The organism is Streptomyces sp. Je 1-332 (assembly GCF_040730185.1).
Classification (GTDB): domain Bacteria; phylum Actinomycetota; class Actinomycetes; order Streptomycetales; family Streptomycetaceae; genus Streptomyces.
The window spans coordinates 7181843-7198020 of sequence record NZ_CP160402.1 but is presented as its reverse complement, the minus strand read 5'-3'; the positions used below and the strand labels follow the sequence as shown (position 1 = coordinate 7198020).

Sequence of the window (16178 nt, the reverse complement as noted above, 5' to 3'; positions counted from 1 at the left end):
GCGTTCCGTGCAGCCTTGAGCGTTGTTCCGTGCAGCGTTGCGGGAGGGGGTTCAGCCGCGCTCGACGAGCAGGGCGCTGCCCTGGCCGACGCCCACGCACATCGTGGCGAGGCCGCGGGCCGCGCCGGTGCGGCGCATGCGGTGCAGCAGCGTGGTCAGGATGCGCGCGCCGGAGCAGCCGAGGGGGTGGCCGATGGCGATGGCGCCGCCGGTGGGGTTCACCAGCTCCGGGTCGATGCCCAGGGCGTCGACGCAGGCGAGTGCCTGGGCCGCGAACGCCTCGTTGAACTCGGCCTCCTGGACGTCGCCGATGGACCAGCCGACGCGGGCGAGTGCCTTCTGGGTGGCGGGGACGGGCCCGATGCCCATCACGTCCGGATGCACACCGGCGGAGGCGCCCGCGACGTACCGCCCGAGGGATTCGAGCCCGAGGTCGTTGAGGGCTTCCTCGCTGACCAGGAGGAGTCCGGCCGCGCCGTCGTTCATCGGCGACGCGTTGCCCGCGGTGACGGTGCCGCCCTTGCGGAAGACGGGACGCAGGCCGCTGAGCTTCTCGTACGAGGTGTCCTCACGAATGCATTCGTCGAGCTCGACGAGGGTGCCGTCGGGCAGCGCGACGGGAAGGATCTCGGCGTCGAAGTGGCCGTTCTTGCGGGCCTCCGTGGCCTTCTGGTGGCTGCGGAGGGCGAAGGTGTCCTGGCGTTCGCGGGAGATGTCGTGGCGCTCGGCGACTTCCTCGGCGGTCTCGCCCATGGCGAGGACGCCGTGCAGGTCCTTCATGGCGGGGTTGACCAGGCGCCACCCGAGCCGGGTGTCGGCGGTCTCCATCTTGTGCGGCAGCGCTTCGTCGGGGCGGGGCAGCACGAAGGGGGCGCGGCTCATCGACTCGGAGCCGCCCGCGAGGACGACGTCGGCCTCGCCGGATGCGATGGTGCGGGCGGCGGCGGTGACGGCTTCCATCCCGGAGGCACAGAGACGGTTCACGGTGGCGCCGGGCACGGATTCCGGGAGACCGGCGAGGAGGGCGGCCATGCGGGCCACGTTGCGGTTGTCCTCGCCCGCCTGGTTGGCGGCGCCCCAGTAGATGTCGTCGATCCGGGCGGGGTCCAGCTCGGGTGTGCCCGCGAGGAGGCCGCGTACGACGGTCGCGGCGAGGTCGTCCGGGCGTGCGGAGGAGAGGGCGCCGCGGAGTTTCCCGATGGGGGTGCGGCGGGCTGCGGCGAAGTGGACTGGGCGCACGATACGGCTCCGGATCGTTTGCGGGATCACTACGTGACGGCTCGAAGTAAATTAGCACTGCTAGTTTCGGAGTCTACGGGTAGCGGGCTGGATTACCAGCCCGTCCGGCGTTTGAGGACGAACACGGCGAAGCCGGTGATCGACGGCGACCAAGGCCCTCGCGCAGCGAGTTTTCGGGAAGGGGCGGGGTTGGGGACCGAGAAAGCCCTAGCCGACCGCCACCCGCACCGGCCCCCCACCCGCGTCCACCTTCCCGACCCAACCCCCCGAGAGGTACAACCCCCGGTTGGCAAGGACCGCCCCCAGTACCCGCTGCCGGTACAGGAACCGCCCGTCCTGCCTCACCACCAGAACAGGGCAGACCAGAGCCTCTGCCGTCCGCAGGATGAACCGACCTCCCGAAGCGCCCGGCACGAGCCGGTTCGGAGCCACCCACCGCAGGGGGGCATCCGCCACCACCGGCACCGCACCACACGGCCACCCCACACCGCCAAGATGCCCTCGCACCGCGCGAGCGACCCGCACCCCCTCCCCCGCAGCCACCCGCGCCGGCTCCACCGCGTGCACCCCGCTGCCCACCGCGAAGACGCCCGGGGACGCCGTGCGGAACGACATGTCCACCGCCGGGCCCCTCGTCCCGGCATCGAGGAGCACGCCTCCGCGCCGCGCCAGCTCGTGGTCAGGAACGAAGTCCCCGGTGAACACCACCGTGTCGCAGGACAGCACGCGCTCCCGGCCGTCGCGCCGCCGCAGCCGCACCCCCGACAGCCGTTCGCGCCCCAGGAGTTCGGCCACCGAGACCCCGGTGAGGAGCGGCACCCGAGCCGCGGCGGCCCGGCCCCGGCTCACCTGGGCCCGCGCCTCCTCCGTGACGAGCGCGGCGACATCGACGCCCGCGCGGCGCAGCGCGGACCGCGCCGCGTAGCTCACCGGCTCCGCCCCCACGACGACCGCCCTGGTGCCGATCTCCTGCCGGTAGACGTGGACCGCCTGCTGCAACTCCCCCGTGGTGAACACCCCCGCCGGGCGCGACCCCGGCACGAGCCGCGCCGTCCGGGGCCGTTCGCGCGCGCCCGTGGCCAGGACCACGGCACGCGCGGTGATCCGCTCCAGGCCGTGCGGCCCCGTCGTGTCCACGGAGAGGGGACCCGACCAGCCGGTGGCGCTCACCCCGGCCCGCACGGCTGCTCCGGCACCGAGCGCGGCCTCGACGAGGTCCTCCGCGTACCGCGGTCCCGTCGCCGCTCCCCACCGCCCGAATCCGCCGTGGTGACAGTGGCGTGGCACCCCGCCCGCCCGCGCCTCCCGCTCCAGGACCTCCACCGTGGCCGCGCCCGAACCGGCGAGGCTCGCGGCCGCGGCGAGTCCCGCGGGGCCCGCGCCGACCACGAGGACGTCCACACTCCGCTGCCGCCTCATCGCGCCGCCCCCGACTCGCCCCAGCCGTCGAAGAGTTCGCGTACCGCCGCTCCGCAGTAGAACCCCTGGCAGCGCCCACCGCGCGCCCGCGTCCGGCGCCGCAGGCCGTCCAGCGATCCGGGTGGGACCGTGCTGATGAGGGCGTCCCTGATCTCTCCTCGGGTCACGCGCTCGCAGTGACAGACGATGCTGCCGTACGCGGGGTCGGTCGCGATGAGGTCGGCGCGCTGGTAGGGGCGGGGGAACGCCTCGCCGAGGTTCGGCATGCTCACCGGATCCAGGTTTCCGCCCACCGTCAGGTCGAGGTCGGGGCCCGCGGCGTCGGCGAGCAGGCCGACGACGTACTCCGCGATCGCCATCGACGCGGTGAGGCCCGTGGACCGGATGCCGCCGACGGTGATGTACCGCTCTTCCGGTGCACTGTGGATCTGGTAGTCGTCGTACTCGGTGGCCGCACGCAGCCCGGCATAGACCGCGGTGACCTCCTCGTCCAGCAACGCGGGCAGGATGCGCCGGCCCTTGGCGCGCAGGTCGGCAAGGCCGTCATGGGTCGTATGCGTCGCGCCCTTGTCGTCCAACTCCTCCGCGGTGGGGCCGAGAAGGACGTTCCCGTACACGGTCGGCGCCACGAGGACGCCTTTGCCGAGCGCCGTCGGTACGGGCAGGAGAATGTGGCTGACCAGGTCACGGGCGAGCTTGTCGAAGACGATGAGCTGGCCGCGGCGCGGGGTCACCGTGAACTCGCCGCGGCCGAGCAGCCGCCGGTCGAGCGCGTCGGCGTGCAGACCCGCGGCGTTGATGAGGTAGCGGGTGCGTACGACCCCGCGGGGGGTGCTCAGTTCGTGACACTGGGCGTCAGCTCCGGGTGCCGAACTCACCTTTTGCACCTCGCTGTTGAGGTGCAGGTCCACTCCCCCGCGCACGGCTTGGGTGGCGTACGCGAGTGTCGTCGTCCAGGGGCAGATGATGGACTCGCCGGGGACGTCGAGCGCGCCCAGGGCTCCCTCCCCCAGGTGTGGCTCGCGGGCGCGCACCTCGTCGGCTCCGATGATGCGGGCGTCGTCGTAGCCGTTGCGTTCCGCCTTCTCCAAAAGGCCCGGCAACGCGCTCAGTTGTTCCTCGTTCCAGGCGACGAGAAGCGCGCCGACCGGTTCGACGGGGATGCCCGACTCGGCGGCGTACGCGGCGAGGAGACGACTGCCCTCGCGTACGAGGCGGGCTTCCAGGGAGCCCGGCACGGCGTCGAAACCGGTGTGCAGGATCGCGGTGTTGGCCTTCGACGTGCCGTTTCCCACGTCGCCGGAGGCTTCCACCAGGGCGACGCGGAGCCGGTGGTGTCCGGCCAGCTCCCGGGCGATGGCCGAGCCGACCACCCCGGCGCCGACGACGGTCACGTCGTAGGGCTCGGCCGGCAGCGGGCCCTTGGTGGTGACGCTCATGACGACGGGGCTGGCGCGCGGTCGAGGAGCGCGCCGACCGCCGAGCGGAAGCCACCGAGGCGCTCGGCGGCCTGCGTGGCGTCGATCTTCGGCTCGTACACGGCGGCGGGCCGCCACCGGGGGACGGCGTCCCGCACCGTGAGCTTCGGGTCGAGGCCCATGCGGGCGACGACGCCCACGCCGAGGGCGGTCGCATCGGGCAACGCCGACACCTCCACCGGGATCTGCAACAGATCGGCCTGGGTCTGCATCAAAAGGGCCGAGCGGGTCAGGCCGCCGTCGACGCGCAGGCCGGTCAGCGGCTCGCCCAGGTCGGCGGCCACGGCGTCGGCGAGGGAGGCCACCTGGGCGGCGACCCCCTCGCACAGGGCGCGGACCAGATGCCCCGGGGCCGTGTCGAGGCCGAGTCCGGTGATCGAGCCGCGCAGGTCACCCCGCCACCAGGGCGCCGCGAGCCCGGCGAGCGCGGGTACGAACGTGACGCCGCCCGCGTCCGGCACCGACGAGCCCACCGGGTCGAGGTCCGCCGCCCCTTCGATCACGCCGAGGTCGGTGAGCCAGCGGACGGCGGACGCGGCCGTGTAGACCTGACCGTCAAGGCAGTAGCTGCTCTTTCCCGCCAGGCGCCAGGCGACGCAGCTGACCAGCCCGGAGTCACCGCGCCGCGGCCGGGAGCCGGTGTGGGCGAGCAGGAACGCGCCGGTGCCGTAGGTGCACTTGGCGGTGCCCGGCTCGGTCACGTCCTGGGCGAGCAGCGCGGCCTGCTGGTCGACGAGGAGGCCGGTCAGCGGGAGTTCGGGGCCGAAGGCCTTCGTGGTGCCGACCTGGCCTGCCGCGTCGACGACTCGGGGCAGCCGCTCGTCGGCCAAGCCGAAGACATCAAGGGCGCGCGGCGACCACACGACGTCGTCCAGATCGAGGAGTTGGGTGCGTCCCGCGGTCGCCGCGTCGGTGACGAACGCGCCGGTGAGCCGGTGGATCAACCAGGCGTCGCTGGTGGTGACGACGCCTTCCCTGGTGAGGTGGCGGCGTATCCACGCCATCTTGGGCGCGGCGAAATAGGGGTCGAGGGGGAGCCCGGACAGCTGCATCAACTCCGCTGCGTACACGTCGAGTTCCGTGCACAATGCCTCCGAGCGCCGGTCCTGCCACACGAGCGCGTCGGCCAGCGGGCGGCCCGAAGCGGGGTCCCAGGCGAGCACCGTCTCCCCCTGGTTGGCGAGACCGACCGCGGCGACCGGTTCTCCGGCGTCCGTCAGGGCGCGGCGTCCCGCGTCGACGACCGAGGTGAGCAGCGCCGCCGGATCGACCTCCACCCGCCCTCCGGGCAGGTGGCGCGGCCGTACGGAGGCGGCGGCGGAACCGATCACGCCGCGTTCCGGACAGAGGACGAGAGCCTTCGTGCCGGAGGTGCCCTGATCGATGGCGAGGACAGCCTCGCCGCGCGGTCCTCTGCCGTTGGTGATCACCGCGGAAGCCTGCTACAGCGTCCGGGAAGGCGTCAAGAGCCCCTCGGCGGGACGACCGGCACCTGACTTCCTCCCAAATCGCCAACCGGCGCGCCGTGTTGAACGCAAAGCGATCTCAAAAGATCCAAGAACCGTCCTTTGAGCGGAAGTTACAGATCTACACTGACCGCCGAACAACATCACTACGCCATATGCCAGTTCACGCCCCTGCCCGCCACACCCTCTTCCCCCACAGAGGATTCATGCCCACTCCGTCAGGCCGCCCCGTGTACCACCCGGCGGGCCACGACGAACAGTTGCGCGCCGTGCTCCAGGACCTCAAGGCGGGTCGCTGGGTGTCGGCGCGCAACCTGCTCGACTCGACACCCGACTGGGGGCTGTGGACACAACGCACGCAGATCCTGGCCGCCGCCGTCGCCGGCTCCGACGTCGTCAGGACCTGGCAGGCCGAGGAACCGGACAGCGCCGCGGCAGCCGTTCTGCACACCAGGGTCCTCGTCGAGCGGACCCTGCGCGCCCATCGCGGCGGACACCGTCACACCAACGAGCTGTGGCGCGAGGCGGCAGCGGCATGCGGAGCCACGATCGACGCCTCGCCCGAGGACCCCGTGCCGTGGGTCTGTCTGCTCGCCCTGGCGCAGCTCGACAAGGGACAGCGGTGGGACGAACACCGAGTGCCCGCCCCCGAGCCGATGCTGTTCCCCGGCCCCTGGCATCTGCTCGCCGAGGCCGACAAGCGCGACCCGGGCAACCGCGAGGCCTACCACCGGATGCTGCAGTTCGCCTACGCCCGCCGCCCCGGAGGTCCGCTCACCGAAGCGGTCAACTTCGCCCACTGGGCGGCCGGTTCGTCACCCGCGGGATCGGCCCTGCACGTACTGCCCCTGTATGTGCGCGTCGAGCGGTACCGCAAGGACGGCGGCGCCGAGCACGCCCTGGATCTGCACTGGATCGGGGAGGACGCGACCCGCTCGGCCCTGCGCGCGCTGCACCTGTGGTTCGATCACGCGCTGCCCGCGGCGACCTCGCTCCTCGACCTCAGCCACCTGGCCCACGCGTTATGGGGCGCGCATCAATTCCAGGACGCAGTGCGGGTGTTCGACGCGCTCGGCCCCTTCTACACCGTGGCGCCGTGGACGTACCGCACACGGTCGCCCGGTGACGCCGACGCAGCGGCCGAGGCGTTCACCCAGGCACGTACGCGCTGTCTGAGCGCCGTACGGGATCCGGACTGAGGCGCCCGGCCACCCTTCCCGGATCAGCACCAACGCTCAAGTACCACCCGCTCCCCCGCATCCCCCGCTCCCCGACGGAGGTACATCCGTGTCCCGCACCACCTGGTCGAGCCCCGCATCGACCGAGGCCCCGCTGCCCGACGAGGAACAGAGGCTCAGAGAGCTCGGCTACCAGCCGGTCCTGGCGCGCCGGATGGGCGGCTTCGGCAACTTCGCCATCAGCTTCTCCGTCATCTCCATCCTCTCCGGCTGCATGACCCTGTACGGGTTCGGGCTCGGCACCGGCGGCCCGGCCGTGATGCTCTGGGGCTGGGCCGGCGTCGGCCTCTTCGTGCTCTTCGTGGGTATGGCCCTGGCCGAGGTCACCAGCGCGTACCCGACGTCGGGAGCCCTCTACTACATGGCCGACCGGCTCGGCGGGCGCCGCTGGGGCTGGTACACGGGCTGGTTGAACCTGCTCGGCCTGCTCGGCGCGATCGCGGGCATCGACTACGGCGCGGCGCTCTTCACCGGGGCGTTCCTCAACCTGAAGTTCGGCTTCACGCCGACGCCGGAGAAGACCTTCCTGATCTTCCTGTGCATCCTGCTCCTGCACGCCGTCCTGAACCTGTTCAACGTACGTCTGGTCAGTCTGCTCAACTCGATCAGCGTGTGGTGGCACGTGGCCGGTGTCGCCGTGATCGTGGGCGTCCTCGCGATCGTGCCGGACCACCACCAGTCGCCCGGGTTCGTCTTCGGTGAGTTCGTCAACGACACCGGCTGGGACAACCCGCTCTACGTCACCGCGATCGGTCTGCTCCTCGCGCAGTACACCTTCTGCGGTTACGACGCGTCGGCTCACCTCTCGGAAGAGACCTCCAACGCCTCGGTGACCGCGGCACGTGGCATCGTGCGTGCCATCTGGGCTTCGTGGATAGCCGGTTTCATCCTGCTCGCCGGGCTGACGTTCGCCATCCAGGACTACGCGGGCACGCAGGCCAGCGAGACCGGTGTACCGCCCGCACAGATCATGATCGACGCACTCGGCGAGTCCGGCGCGACGGCCCTGCTGCTGATCGTGATCGTGGCGCAGCTGTTCTGCGGCAACGCCGAGACGGCGGCGGCGAGCCGGATGGTGTTCGCGTTCAGCCGCGACAACGCCCTGCCCGGCTCGAAGGTGTGGCGCAAGGTCAGCTCCCGTACGCAGGTTCCGGTGCCCGCGGTATGGCTCTCGGTCGGTCTCGCCGCGGTCATCGCGCTGCCGTCGCTGTACTCGACGACCGCGTACACGGCCGTGACCGCCATCAACGTCATCGGCATCACGCCCGCGTACGCCATTCCGATCTTCCTGCGGCTGCGGGCGGGCGACCGCTTCCAGCCGGGGCCGTGGAACCTGGGCCGCTGGAGCAAGCCGATCGGCTGGGTCGCGGTGGTCTGGGTCGGCTTCGTGACCGTCCTGTTCTGTCTGCCGCAGGCCTCACCGGTGACGGTCGACACGATGAACTACGCGTCGATCGCGCTCGTCGCGGTGCTGACCCTCGCCACGGTGTGGTGGTTCGTGGCACGACGCTCCTACAGCACGCCGTCGGCCTACGGGTCGGAGCGGGAGCAGGCGGAGATCGCGGAGGACATCGTCTAGCTTCCCGACTCCCTTACGGGGTGCGGTCGTTGAGGATCCGCTGGAAGAGCCGGTGGTCGCGCCAGGCGCCGTTGATGTGCAGGAACTCCGGCGCGACACCGAACTCCTCGAAGCCGCACTTGGCGAGGACCCGCTGCGAGGGGACGTTGTCGAGAAGGGTGCCGGCCTCGACGCGGTGCAGGCCGAGCTCGGTGTCGGCGGACAGGCAGGCGAACATCACCGCGGCGGTGGCCAGGCCTCGGCCGATGTGGTCGACGTCGATCCAGTAGCCGAGGCTTCCGCTGCGCAGCGGGCCGAGGACGATGTTGGACAGGGTGACCGCGCCGACGATGTCCCCGTCACGGTCGAGCACCCAGGGAGCCGTCCGCCCGGCCCGGCACTCCTCCAACTGGGCGCGGAGCCGGGACGCCTGCGCCTGCCGGGTGAAGTAGTCCTCGGGTCTGTTGGGTTCCCACGGCTCCAGATGCGCGCGGCTGCGGGCGAGAGAGAGCGCGAGTCCCTCCGCGTCCTCCAGTGTGGCGGGGCGCATGACGATGTCCGGGGTGATGCGGGCGGATTCAGTGATCATGCGCCAAGCGTAAGGACTGCGGCACGCGCGCGTGCCGGTCGGTTCGCGCCGGTTGGTTCACACCGGTTGGTTCACACCGGTTGGTTCACGGTCGGTTGGTTCACGGTCGGTTCACCTTCCGCCCGCCACCCGCAGGATCGTGCCGGTCGCGTAGGACGCCTCGTCCGAGAGCAGCCAGGCGACGGCCGCCGCGATCTCGTCGGGGTCCCCCGCACGCCCCAGCGGGATGCCCGCGGCGAGCTTCCCCGGGCGCTCGGGGTCAGCGTGGAACTCGGTCCAGATCACACCGGGCGCGACCGCGTTGACGCGGATGCCGTCCGCCGCGACCTCCTTCGACAGGCCGACGGTGATCGTGTCGACGGCGCCCTTGGCGGCGGCGTAGTGGACGTACTCGCCCGGGGCGCCGAGAGTCGCCGCTGCGGAGGAGATGTTCACGATGCCGCCGCCCGCGCCGGTCCGCTTCATGTCGCGGATCGCGCGGCGGGCGCAGAGGAGGTAGCCGAGTACGTTCACGTCCAGCGCCCGGCGCATGGCGGCGGCGTCGGCCTCCGCGAGAGGGCCCACCGGGGCGCCGATCCCCGCGTTATTCACCAGCCCCGTGACCGGGCCGAGTTCCGTGGCGGCGGTCTCGAAGAGGCGGTCGACGTCCGTCTCTTCGGCGGTGTCCATGCGGACGGTGACGCAGCGGGCGCCGCCCGCCCCCGCCGCGCGGACGCTCTCGGCCGCCTTCTCCGCCGCCTCGGCATCGGAGTGGTAGCCGATGGCGATGTGGTGGCCGTCCGCGGCGAGGCGGGTGGAGATGGCCGCGCCGATGCCACGGCTGCCGCCGGTCACTACCGTGACGGGGTGGTGCTGCACGTTTCCTCCGGAAAGCGGGTCGGGCGGCATGTGGCTGATTACCTACGGAATCCTTGGGCACTCGGAATCACGTCACGTAAGGCTGAAATGCGATCTCCAAGGAGTGTGGTCATGTCGGCTTACGGTAGTCGGTCAGCGGCGTCAGGCACCCGCACGAGTGGTCTCGCGGTAGCCGGGCTCGTCTGCGGAATCTTCGGGCTCTTCCTCTTCAACTTCATCCTCGGACCGCTCGCCATCATCTTCGGTGCTGTCTCGCTGCGTCAGAAGGCGGGCAACACGGGAATGGCCAAGGCAGCCGTCATCCTCGGCATCGTCGACGTGGTTGTTTTCATCGTGCTGATCGCCCTGGCCGCTTCCTCCGGTGGATTCACCTGGTACGTCGGCGGCTGACCCAAGGCACTGAGGGCGGGACGGACGGTTTCATCGGTGGGGAGGGAATGCGCGTGACGCGCGCATTCCCTCCCCACCGGCGGTTCACAGCGCTACGCGGTCCTCGGGGGCGGCTTCGTCGGCCGCCAGGCTGTCCATGAACGAGGAGACGGAGAAGACCGCGCGTCCCGGCCCCGCGGGGCCGTAACCGGGCGGCGACGTCAGGCCGTTGGACTCCATCGTCGCGCGGTACGCCTCCAGGAGACGTACGTGGTACTCCAGCGGGGCGCCCAGCGGGTTCGCCTTGCCGAGCGGCGTCGTGGGCTCCGGGCACCACGTGGTGAAGCGGGGCGTGATGCCGCGCGACATGAAGTACTCCAGCCCCTCGGTGGTGGAGTCGATGGCCTCACCGACCGTCTTGAACCCGAACGGCTCCGCCATCTCCACGCCCGCCACGAAGTTCGGAATGACGTTGCGCGGCCCGAAGACGTCGGCGGAGTCCAGGATGCGGCGGTGCCACTCGTCACGGCCGACGTAGCGCTCCTTGCCGGGGCAGTAGCGCTCGAACAGATACGGGTCCCACACCTCGTAGTTGGGGTGGTAGATCCGCACGCCGTAGTCGTGGAAGCGCTGCACGTCCGCCTTGGGCAGGGCCTGGGCGACGACCTTGCCGATCCAGCGGCCGGGGAAGCGCTCCTCGATGGCCTTCGCGTACTGGCCGTAGAAGTCGGCCTCGTCCTTGCCCTGAAGCTTTGTGGTGATGGCGCCGCCGGTGAGCGTGTACGCGGTGGACGACTTGTTCGTGTCGTACTTGTCGATGATGGCGAGGGCTTCGAGGACCTCGTCCATCGGCTTCACGCCGGTGTAGGGGCGGCCCGCCGCCTTCTGCTGGCGCCAGTTGTGGTTGATGTCGCAGTACCCGCACTCCTCCTTGGCGCCGAAGTACTGGCAGACCCGGAAGACCGTCAGGTAGATGAGGTAGCCCCACTGGATGGTGGGCGCCACCTCCATCACGGACTTGCCGTTCTCCAGCGTGTGCCGGTAGTAGTCCGGCATCGGCGGCAGGCCCACGTCGGAGATGCGTACGCCGTCCAGATAGAGCCCGAGTACGCCGTCGTCGTCGGCCGCCACGCGGTACGGCGACGAGGGGTTCACGCGGACCGAGACGACCGTGCGGCGCAGGTCGTACGGGCCGCCGGTGAGGACGATCTCCTCGGGCGGGCGGCGCAGGGCGGCGGCGCCGAGCTCGGGGAGGGTGCTGTGGTCGAAGGAGAAGATGAAGTACGACTTCGGCTTGACCTCGCCGCCCTCGTTGTCGCTGAGCGCGGACTCGTCGAACGCCATCCCGCCCCTGAGCAGGTCCTCCTTGATCACCGCCTCCCGCGGCACCTGCGGGAACCGCTCCATGAGTCCCTCTACGAGCTGGGTACGGCTCTCGCTGCGGCTTGCCATCTGCCGGGCACCTCGGATCCTGTCGGTGAATTGTGCTTTCCCGTGACCCCCACGCTAATACGCGGCTTTTCCGGCGCGGATCCGCCTCCGGTCTCAGGGGCCCTCCGTCCGGAGGAGGAACCTCCGGCGCCGTGCCGACGTGCCGGGAACCTGACGGTGTCGCCCTCGCGTTGTCCTTGCATGAACGAGCTGGTTGCCGGGGGGAACGTGCCGCTGCCGGACGGTGCCGTCACGCTCCGGGTGCCCGGTCCCTTCGACCTGTCCGTGATCGTCACGGGTGACGGCGGGAAGGTCGCGGGCGACGAGGACTTCGTCTTCTACAACCAGCCCGCCACCTCCGGTGCCCGCCTCCAGGGCGACACGGTCACGGTCGACGGGCGGTGCCTGCGGGCAGGGGCGAGCCGCGTCACCGTGGCCGTCAGCCCCGCCGAGCCGGGCACTCCCCTGGGCCGGCTTCCCGGCATCGCGCTCCAGGTGCACGGTCCCGGCGGCCGGCTCGTGGCGCGTTTCACACCGCCGCGCCCCGACCGCGAGACGGTGCTGCTGCTCGCGGAGATCTACCGCCGCGGCCCGGGATGGAAGCTGCGGGCACTCGGCCAGGGGTACGCGGACGGGCTCGCGGGGGTGGCACGCGACTTCGGGGTGGACGTGGCGGAGGACGAGGCTCCGCAGTCGGCCGCGGCTTCGCGGGCACGGCCGAGTAGTCCCTCCGGAGCAGGGCCGGGTGCCGCCTTCGGAGCATGGCCGAGCGGTGCTTCCGGAGCAGGGCCGGGTACCGCCTTCGGAGCACGGCCGAGCGGTGCTTCCGGAGCAGGGCCGGGTGCCGCCTTCGGAGCTGGGTCGGGCGGTGCTTCCGGAGCAGGGCCGGGTACCGCCTCCGGAGCTGGGTCGGGCGGTGCTTACGGAGCAGGGCCGGGTGCCGCCTTCGGAGCTGGGTCGGGCGGTGCTTCCGGTGCACGGTCCGGCGCGCCTTCCGGGCAGCGACTCTCCGGGCCTCCCGGGCGGCCGCTCATACCTTCCGGGCGGTCCGCGCCCGCCGGGCCGGCCGTCTCTTCCGGCCCGCCCGGCCCCGACGGATTCCTGCCCCTGGTCAACGCCTCGCGGGCGTCTGCGGGCGCGCCTCCCGTCAGCCTCGATGCCCGGCTGACCGCCGCCGCGCACGCGCACGCCGCCGGGATGGCGGCGCGGTCCACGCTCAGCTCGGAGCACGCGGACGGTACGTCCCTCTACCAGCGGGTCGTCGCGGGTGGGTACGCGTATCTGGCCATCGGCGAGCATCTGGTCTCCGGGCCGCGCACGGCCGCCGAGTTCGTGGAGTACTGCCTCTCAGGCGAGCAGTCACGGCGTACGGTGCACGGCCGCACGTACACGCAGGTCGGGGTGGCGCACGCCGCCGACGCGCGCTCCGGTGACGTCTACTGGACGGCGCTGTGGGCCAGCCCGTTCACCGCGCAGGGGCTCGCGGAGTGGGCGAACGCCGTGCTCCGCCTCACCAACGCCGAGCGGGCCGCGGCCGGCCTTCGCCCCCTCTCCCCCGACCCGCTCCTGACCGTGGCGGCGCAGAACCACAGCGCGGACATGATCGCCCGCGCCTTCTACGCCCACACCTCCCCCGACGGCGGCGAACCCTGGCACCGCGCGTCCGCCGCGGGCAGCAGGCACCGCGCGATCGGCGAGAACATCGCCTGCGGGCAGCGCACGCCCGCCGAGGTGGTGGACGGCTGGATGAACAGCCCCGGCCACCGAGCCAACATCCTCAAGCCCTCCTTCACCCACCTCGGCGTCGGCTATGCGGGCGGCGGCTCAGCGGGCACGTACTGGACGCAACTGTTCGGCGGCTGAGCTGACCTCCAGGACAACCGCCGTGCCTGCCACGGACCGGTCCTCGTGCAGGGTGATGGACTGCCCGGGCCGAAGGCACCGCCACCGGGGAGGGTCCAGAGGCGCGAGTCGCACCGAAGCCCGGCCGCCGGGCTCCAGGAAGGGCGTGAGCTCCAGCCAGAGCCGGGCGATGTGGAGGGCCGGTTCGCCCGTCGCGGTCCGGTCGCCGATGTCCCACATCGGTCGCAGGACACCACCGCCCGCGATCGGCGTTTGACGTCGCACTTCGGCCGCAGGGCGGAGGGTGAGGTCAGCCCGGAAGATCCCGTGGCGCGTCTCGAAGCCGCGCCAGTGGCACCAGGCCGCGCTCCTCTCCAGTCCCAACTGCTCGGCCGCGGCGCCCAGGCTCTCCCAGAAGCCGACCGGAAGCGGGTGGTCCGCACCGAGTTCCTCCAGCAGCCCGATGACCACTTCCCATTCGTCGTGGACGAGGTACTCCCAGACGTCGCTCACCGTGATGTCGTTCTCGGTGGCGACGTTCGCAGGGACCAGCAGGGAGGCGGCTTCCAGCAGCTCGGGAACGTCCATGCGGTGATTCTCCCCGCCGCGCCGGGAGCTCCGCTCAGTCCCCCGCCACCGCCACCGGCACCCCGCTCCTCGCCGACGCATAGCCCGCCGTCACGATCTTCAGCGTGCGCAGGCCGCCCTCTCCGTCGGCGACGTCCATGCCGCTCTCGGCCGGGCCGTGGAGGAAGGCTCGCAGCATCCGCTCGTCCAGGTCGGCGCCGAAGGGGAGTTCGAGGCCCTGGCCGCGGCGTTCGCTGTAGCCGTGGACCGCCTGGTCGAAGGCGTCCATCTCCAGGGTCGCCCGCTCGCCCACCACGGTGAGTTCGAGCCCGCCCCACGAGTGGTGGGAACGGGGGTGGGACCAGCTGCAGTCGATCGTGGCCACCGAGCCGTTGTCGTAGGTCACGGTGACCAGACCGCTGGTCTCGGCGTCGACCTCACCCTCGTACATGCGGTTGTTCGTCTGGGCGTACACGTCGACGGGGCGCGCGTCGCCGAAGAGGTCGTCCAGGAGGTCGGCTATGTGGACCGTGTGGTCCATCAGGGCGCCGCCACCCGCGAGTTCGGGATCGGCGAACCAGCGTCGCGAGGACGGCATCGAGCCGTTGTTGGCGCCGGACACGGTCAGGACCCGGCCCGCCTCCCCCGAGGCCACGGCCGCCTTGACGGCCGCGTACGCGGGGCTGAAGCGGACCGGGAAGGCCACCGCGAGCCGTACGCCGGCCTCGCGGCACGCCGTGAGCATCGCCTCCCCGTCCTCGACCGTCGTGGCCAGCGGCTTCTCGCACAGGACATCGACGCCGTGGGACGCGGCGAGCTCCACCAGGGGGCGGTGCCGCGCGTTCTCCGAGCAGACGATCACCGCGTCCGGGCCCCAGGCGAAGGCCTCCTCGTACGTCTCCACGTACGCGACCCCCCGCTCCTCGGCGAACGCGCGCCCCCGCACCTCGCCGGGCGCGCCCGACCCGCTGTCCGGGTCACTGCCGATCACCTCGACACCCGGCATCCGGGCAAGGAGCCGCAGATATCCGGCCGCGTGGACATGGGCGAACGACAGAACGGCGACCTTCATCGCGTGACCTCCTGAATGACCGTGCGGGCCGCCTGCGCCCGGCTCGCTGTGATCTCGACGGCCCGGCCCGTACGACTCGACTCCACCGCCGCCTCCGCGATCCGCACCGCCTCGATGCCGTCCCGCGCGCTCACCCGCGGTTCTCCGGCCCCCTCCTCCCAGGAAGCCGCGAACTCCCGCAGCTCGGTCAGGTAGGGACTCTCCGTCATCGGGCTCGAAGGGATGCCCTCGTTGGCCGCGCGCACCCCCTGCGCGGTGATCCGGTAGCCGGGCACGGACGTGGAGTCGTGCCGCAGCAACCCGTCACTGCCCGCGACACGGAACGTCGTACGGAACTTCTGGTCCGGAAGGCCCCAGAGGCCGGTGATGTGACTGATCGCGCCGGAGGCGTGGGTGAGGACGGCGGTCGCCGAGACGACCTCGGCGCGGGCGCCGCCCGTGGCGTGCTCGACGCCCCGGGTCTGCGCGTGCACGCGGACCACGTCGCCCGCGATCCAGCGGGCGATGTCGATGTCGTGCACCATCAGGTCCATGATGACGCCGCCGGACTGGGCGGGGTCACCGAACCAGGGCGCCCACTGCGGCCGCGCCCCGCCGCGCGTGAACCGCAGCACCGCGAGGTCACCCAACTCTCCTCGCGATACCGCCTGTTGCATCGCCGCGTACGCCGGGAAGTACCGCACGACATGGGCGGGGTGCAGCCGGACACCCGCCGCTTCGGCGGCTGTCGCGATCTCCTCGGCGTCCCGGGTGTTCAGAGCCAGGGGCTTCTCGCAGATGACGTGCCGGCCCGCCACGACGGCCGCAAGGGCGAGTTCCTTGTGCGTGGGGGTGGGGGTGCAGATGTCGACGGCCGTGCAGTCGGCGAGCAGTTCGCCGAGCCCCGCCACCGCGGTGACCTGGCGGCCCGCGTACTCGGCGGCGAGTTTCTCCGCCGAGCCGTCGACGGTGTACACGCTGACGCGGGCACCCAGTTCCAGCCAGCCGGGGAGATGGGCGCGGGCGATACCGCCCGCCCCGATCAGGCCGATGTGAAGCGGTCGCATGAAGGG

The 16178-nt window shown here is 71.7% G+C and carries 14 protein-coding genes; 4 read left to right on the top strand and 10 right to left on the bottom strand.

The genetic code is table 11. From position 1 onward, the window contains the following. Window positions 1-51: 51 nt before the first annotated feature. From ABXJ52_RS32355 to ABXJ52_RS32340, 4 genes are all read right to left on the bottom strand, one after another. Entirely contained in the window at window positions 52-1239 is a 1188-nt protein-coding gene (locus ABXJ52_RS32355) for a thiolase family protein (protein WP_367046937.1), read from the bottom strand. 207 nt (window positions 1240-1446) lie between these two features. After that, entirely contained in the window at window positions 1447-2658 is a 1212-nt protein-coding gene (locus ABXJ52_RS32350; protein WP_367046935.1) for an FAD-dependent oxidoreductase, read from the bottom strand. Next, on the bottom strand, window positions 2655-4097 hold the full coding sequence (locus ABXJ52_RS32345) for an FAD-dependent oxidoreductase (RefSeq protein WP_367046933.1): 1443 nt from the start codon (window positions 4095-4097) through the stop codon (window positions 2655-2657). The genes ABXJ52_RS32350 and ABXJ52_RS32345 overlap by 4 nt, the downstream gene beginning before the upstream one ends. Beyond that, window positions 4094-5566: an FGGY family carbohydrate kinase gene (locus ABXJ52_RS32340; protein WP_367046931.1), complete on the bottom strand. Its 1473-nt coding sequence runs from the start codon at window positions 5564-5566 to the stop codon at window positions 4094-4096. Before ABXJ52_RS32340 ends, ABXJ52_RS32345 begins: the two co-directional genes overlap by 4 nt. Window positions 5567-5808: 242 nt before the next feature. Here ABXJ52_RS32340 and ABXJ52_RS32335 point away from each other — a divergent pair, with 242 nt between their 5' ends. Next, window positions 5809-6801, top strand: coding sequence for a hypothetical protein (locus ABXJ52_RS32335; protein WP_367046930.1), 993 nt, complete (start codon window positions 5809-5811; stop codon window positions 6799-6801). 88 nt (window positions 6802-6889) lie between these two features. Continuing rightward, the gene (locus ABXJ52_RS32330; RefSeq protein ID WP_367046928.1) at window positions 6890-8419 is read left to right on the top strand and encodes an amino acid permease; all 1530 of its coding nucleotides are present in this window, start codon (window positions 6890-6892) and stop codon (window positions 8417-8419) included. Between the two features lie 13 nt (window positions 8420-8432). On the opposite strand, the gene ABXJ52_RS32325 is transcribed toward ABXJ52_RS32330, so the two are convergent. Together ABXJ52_RS32325 and ABXJ52_RS32320 are read right to left on the bottom strand one after the other, a co-directional pair. After that, window positions 8433-8987 (bottom strand): GNAT family protein, encoded by a 555-nt coding sequence (locus ABXJ52_RS32325; RefSeq protein ID WP_367046926.1) that lies wholly within the window; start codon window positions 8985-8987, stop codon window positions 8433-8435. A gap of 111 nt (window positions 8988-9098) precedes the next feature. Beyond that, entirely contained in the window at window positions 9099-9875 is a 777-nt protein-coding gene (locus tag ABXJ52_RS32320) for an SDR family oxidoreductase (protein ID WP_367046924.1), read from the bottom strand. 81 nt (window positions 9876-9956) lie between these two features. Here ABXJ52_RS32320 and ABXJ52_RS32315 point away from each other — a divergent pair, with 81 nt between their 5' ends. After that, window positions 9957-10235 carry a DUF4190 domain-containing protein gene (locus tag ABXJ52_RS32315; protein ID WP_367046922.1) on the top strand — a complete coding sequence of 93 codons (279 nt, stop codon included), beginning with the start codon at window positions 9957-9959 and terminating at the stop codon, window positions 10233-10235. Between the two features lie 84 nt (window positions 10236-10319). Here ABXJ52_RS32315 and ABXJ52_RS32310 read toward each other — a convergent pair whose 3' ends face one another. Continuing rightward, entirely contained in the window at window positions 10320-11666 is a 1347-nt protein-coding gene (locus ABXJ52_RS32310) for a radical SAM protein (RefSeq protein ID WP_367046920.1), read from the bottom strand. A gap of 180 nt (window positions 11667-11846) precedes the next feature. On the opposite strand from ABXJ52_RS32310, the gene ABXJ52_RS32305 reads away from it, so the two are divergent. Continuing rightward, on the top strand, window positions 11847-13508 hold the full coding sequence (locus ABXJ52_RS32305; RefSeq protein ID WP_367046918.1) for a CAP domain-containing protein: 1662 nt from the start codon (window positions 11847-11849) through the stop codon (window positions 13506-13508). Here the strand turns inward: ABXJ52_RS32305 and ABXJ52_RS32300 are convergent. Genes ABXJ52_RS32300 through ABXJ52_RS32290 form a run of 3 tightly spaced genes read right to left on the bottom strand, consistent with a single transcriptional unit; the run spans window position 13470 to window position 16172 of the window. Further along, a complete protein-coding gene (locus ABXJ52_RS32300) occupies window positions 13470-14075 on the bottom strand; it encodes a hypothetical protein (protein ID WP_367046916.1) in 606 nt (201 codons plus the stop codon). The two genes, ABXJ52_RS32305 and ABXJ52_RS32300, sit on opposite strands and share 39 nt — an antisense overlap. A 34-nt stretch (window positions 14076-14109) precedes the next feature. Further along, complete coding sequence (locus ABXJ52_RS32295) at window positions 14110-15126, bottom strand: Gfo/Idh/MocA family oxidoreductase (RefSeq protein ID WP_367046914.1); 1017 nt, start codon at window positions 15124-15126, stop codon at window positions 14110-14112. Next, window positions 15123-16172, bottom strand: a complete 1050-nt coding sequence (locus tag ABXJ52_RS32290) for a Gfo/Idh/MocA family oxidoreductase (RefSeq protein ID WP_367046912.1) — start codon at window positions 16170-16172, stop codon at window positions 15123-15125. The genes ABXJ52_RS32295 and ABXJ52_RS32290 overlap by 4 nt, the downstream gene beginning before the upstream one ends. Window positions 16173-16178: the final 6 nt, after the last annotated feature.

Bases quoted from the DNA above. Each gene is read 5' to 3' on its own strand.
- ABXJ52_RS32345 (WP_367046933.1), bottom strand. From the start codon at position 4,097: ATGAGCGTCACCACCAAGGGCCCGCTGCCGGCCGAGCCCTACGACGTG.
- ABXJ52_RS32315 (WP_367046922.1), top strand. From the start codon at position 9,957: ATGTCGGCTTACGGTAGTCGGTCAGCGGCGTCAGGCACCCGCACGAGT.
- ABXJ52_RS32325 (WP_367046926.1), bottom strand. From the start codon at position 8,987: ATGATCACTGAATCCGCCCGCATCACCCCGGACATCGTCATGCGCCCC.
- ABXJ52_RS32300 (WP_367046916.1), bottom strand. From the start codon at position 14,075: ATGGACGTTCCCGAGCTGCTGGAAGCCGCCTCCCTGCTGGTCCCTGCG.
- ABXJ52_RS32290 (WP_367046912.1), bottom strand. From the start codon at position 16,172: ATGCGACCGCTTCACATCGGCCTGATCGGGGCGGGCGGTATCGCCCGC.
- ABXJ52_RS32305 (WP_367046918.1), top strand. From the start codon at position 11,847: ATGAACGAGCTGGTTGCCGGGGGGAACGTGCCGCTGCCGGACGGTGCC.
- ABXJ52_RS32310 (WP_367046920.1), bottom strand. From the start codon at position 11,666: ATGGCAAGCCGCAGCGAGAGCCGTACCCAGCTCGTAGAGGGACTCATG.
- ABXJ52_RS32320 (WP_367046924.1), bottom strand. From the start codon at position 9,875: ATGCCGCCCGACCCGCTTTCCGGAGGAAACGTGCAGCACCACCCCGTC.
- ABXJ52_RS32335 (WP_367046930.1), top strand. From the start codon at position 5,809: ATGCCCACTCCGTCAGGCCGCCCCGTGTACCACCCGGCGGGCCACGAC.
- ABXJ52_RS32350 (WP_367046935.1), bottom strand. From the start codon at position 2,658: ATGAGGCGGCAGCGGAGTGTGGACGTCCTCGTGGTCGGCGCGGGCCCC.
- ABXJ52_RS32295 (WP_367046914.1), bottom strand. From the start codon at position 15,126: ATGAAGGTCGCCGTTCTGTCGTTCGCCCATGTCCACGCGGCCGGATAT.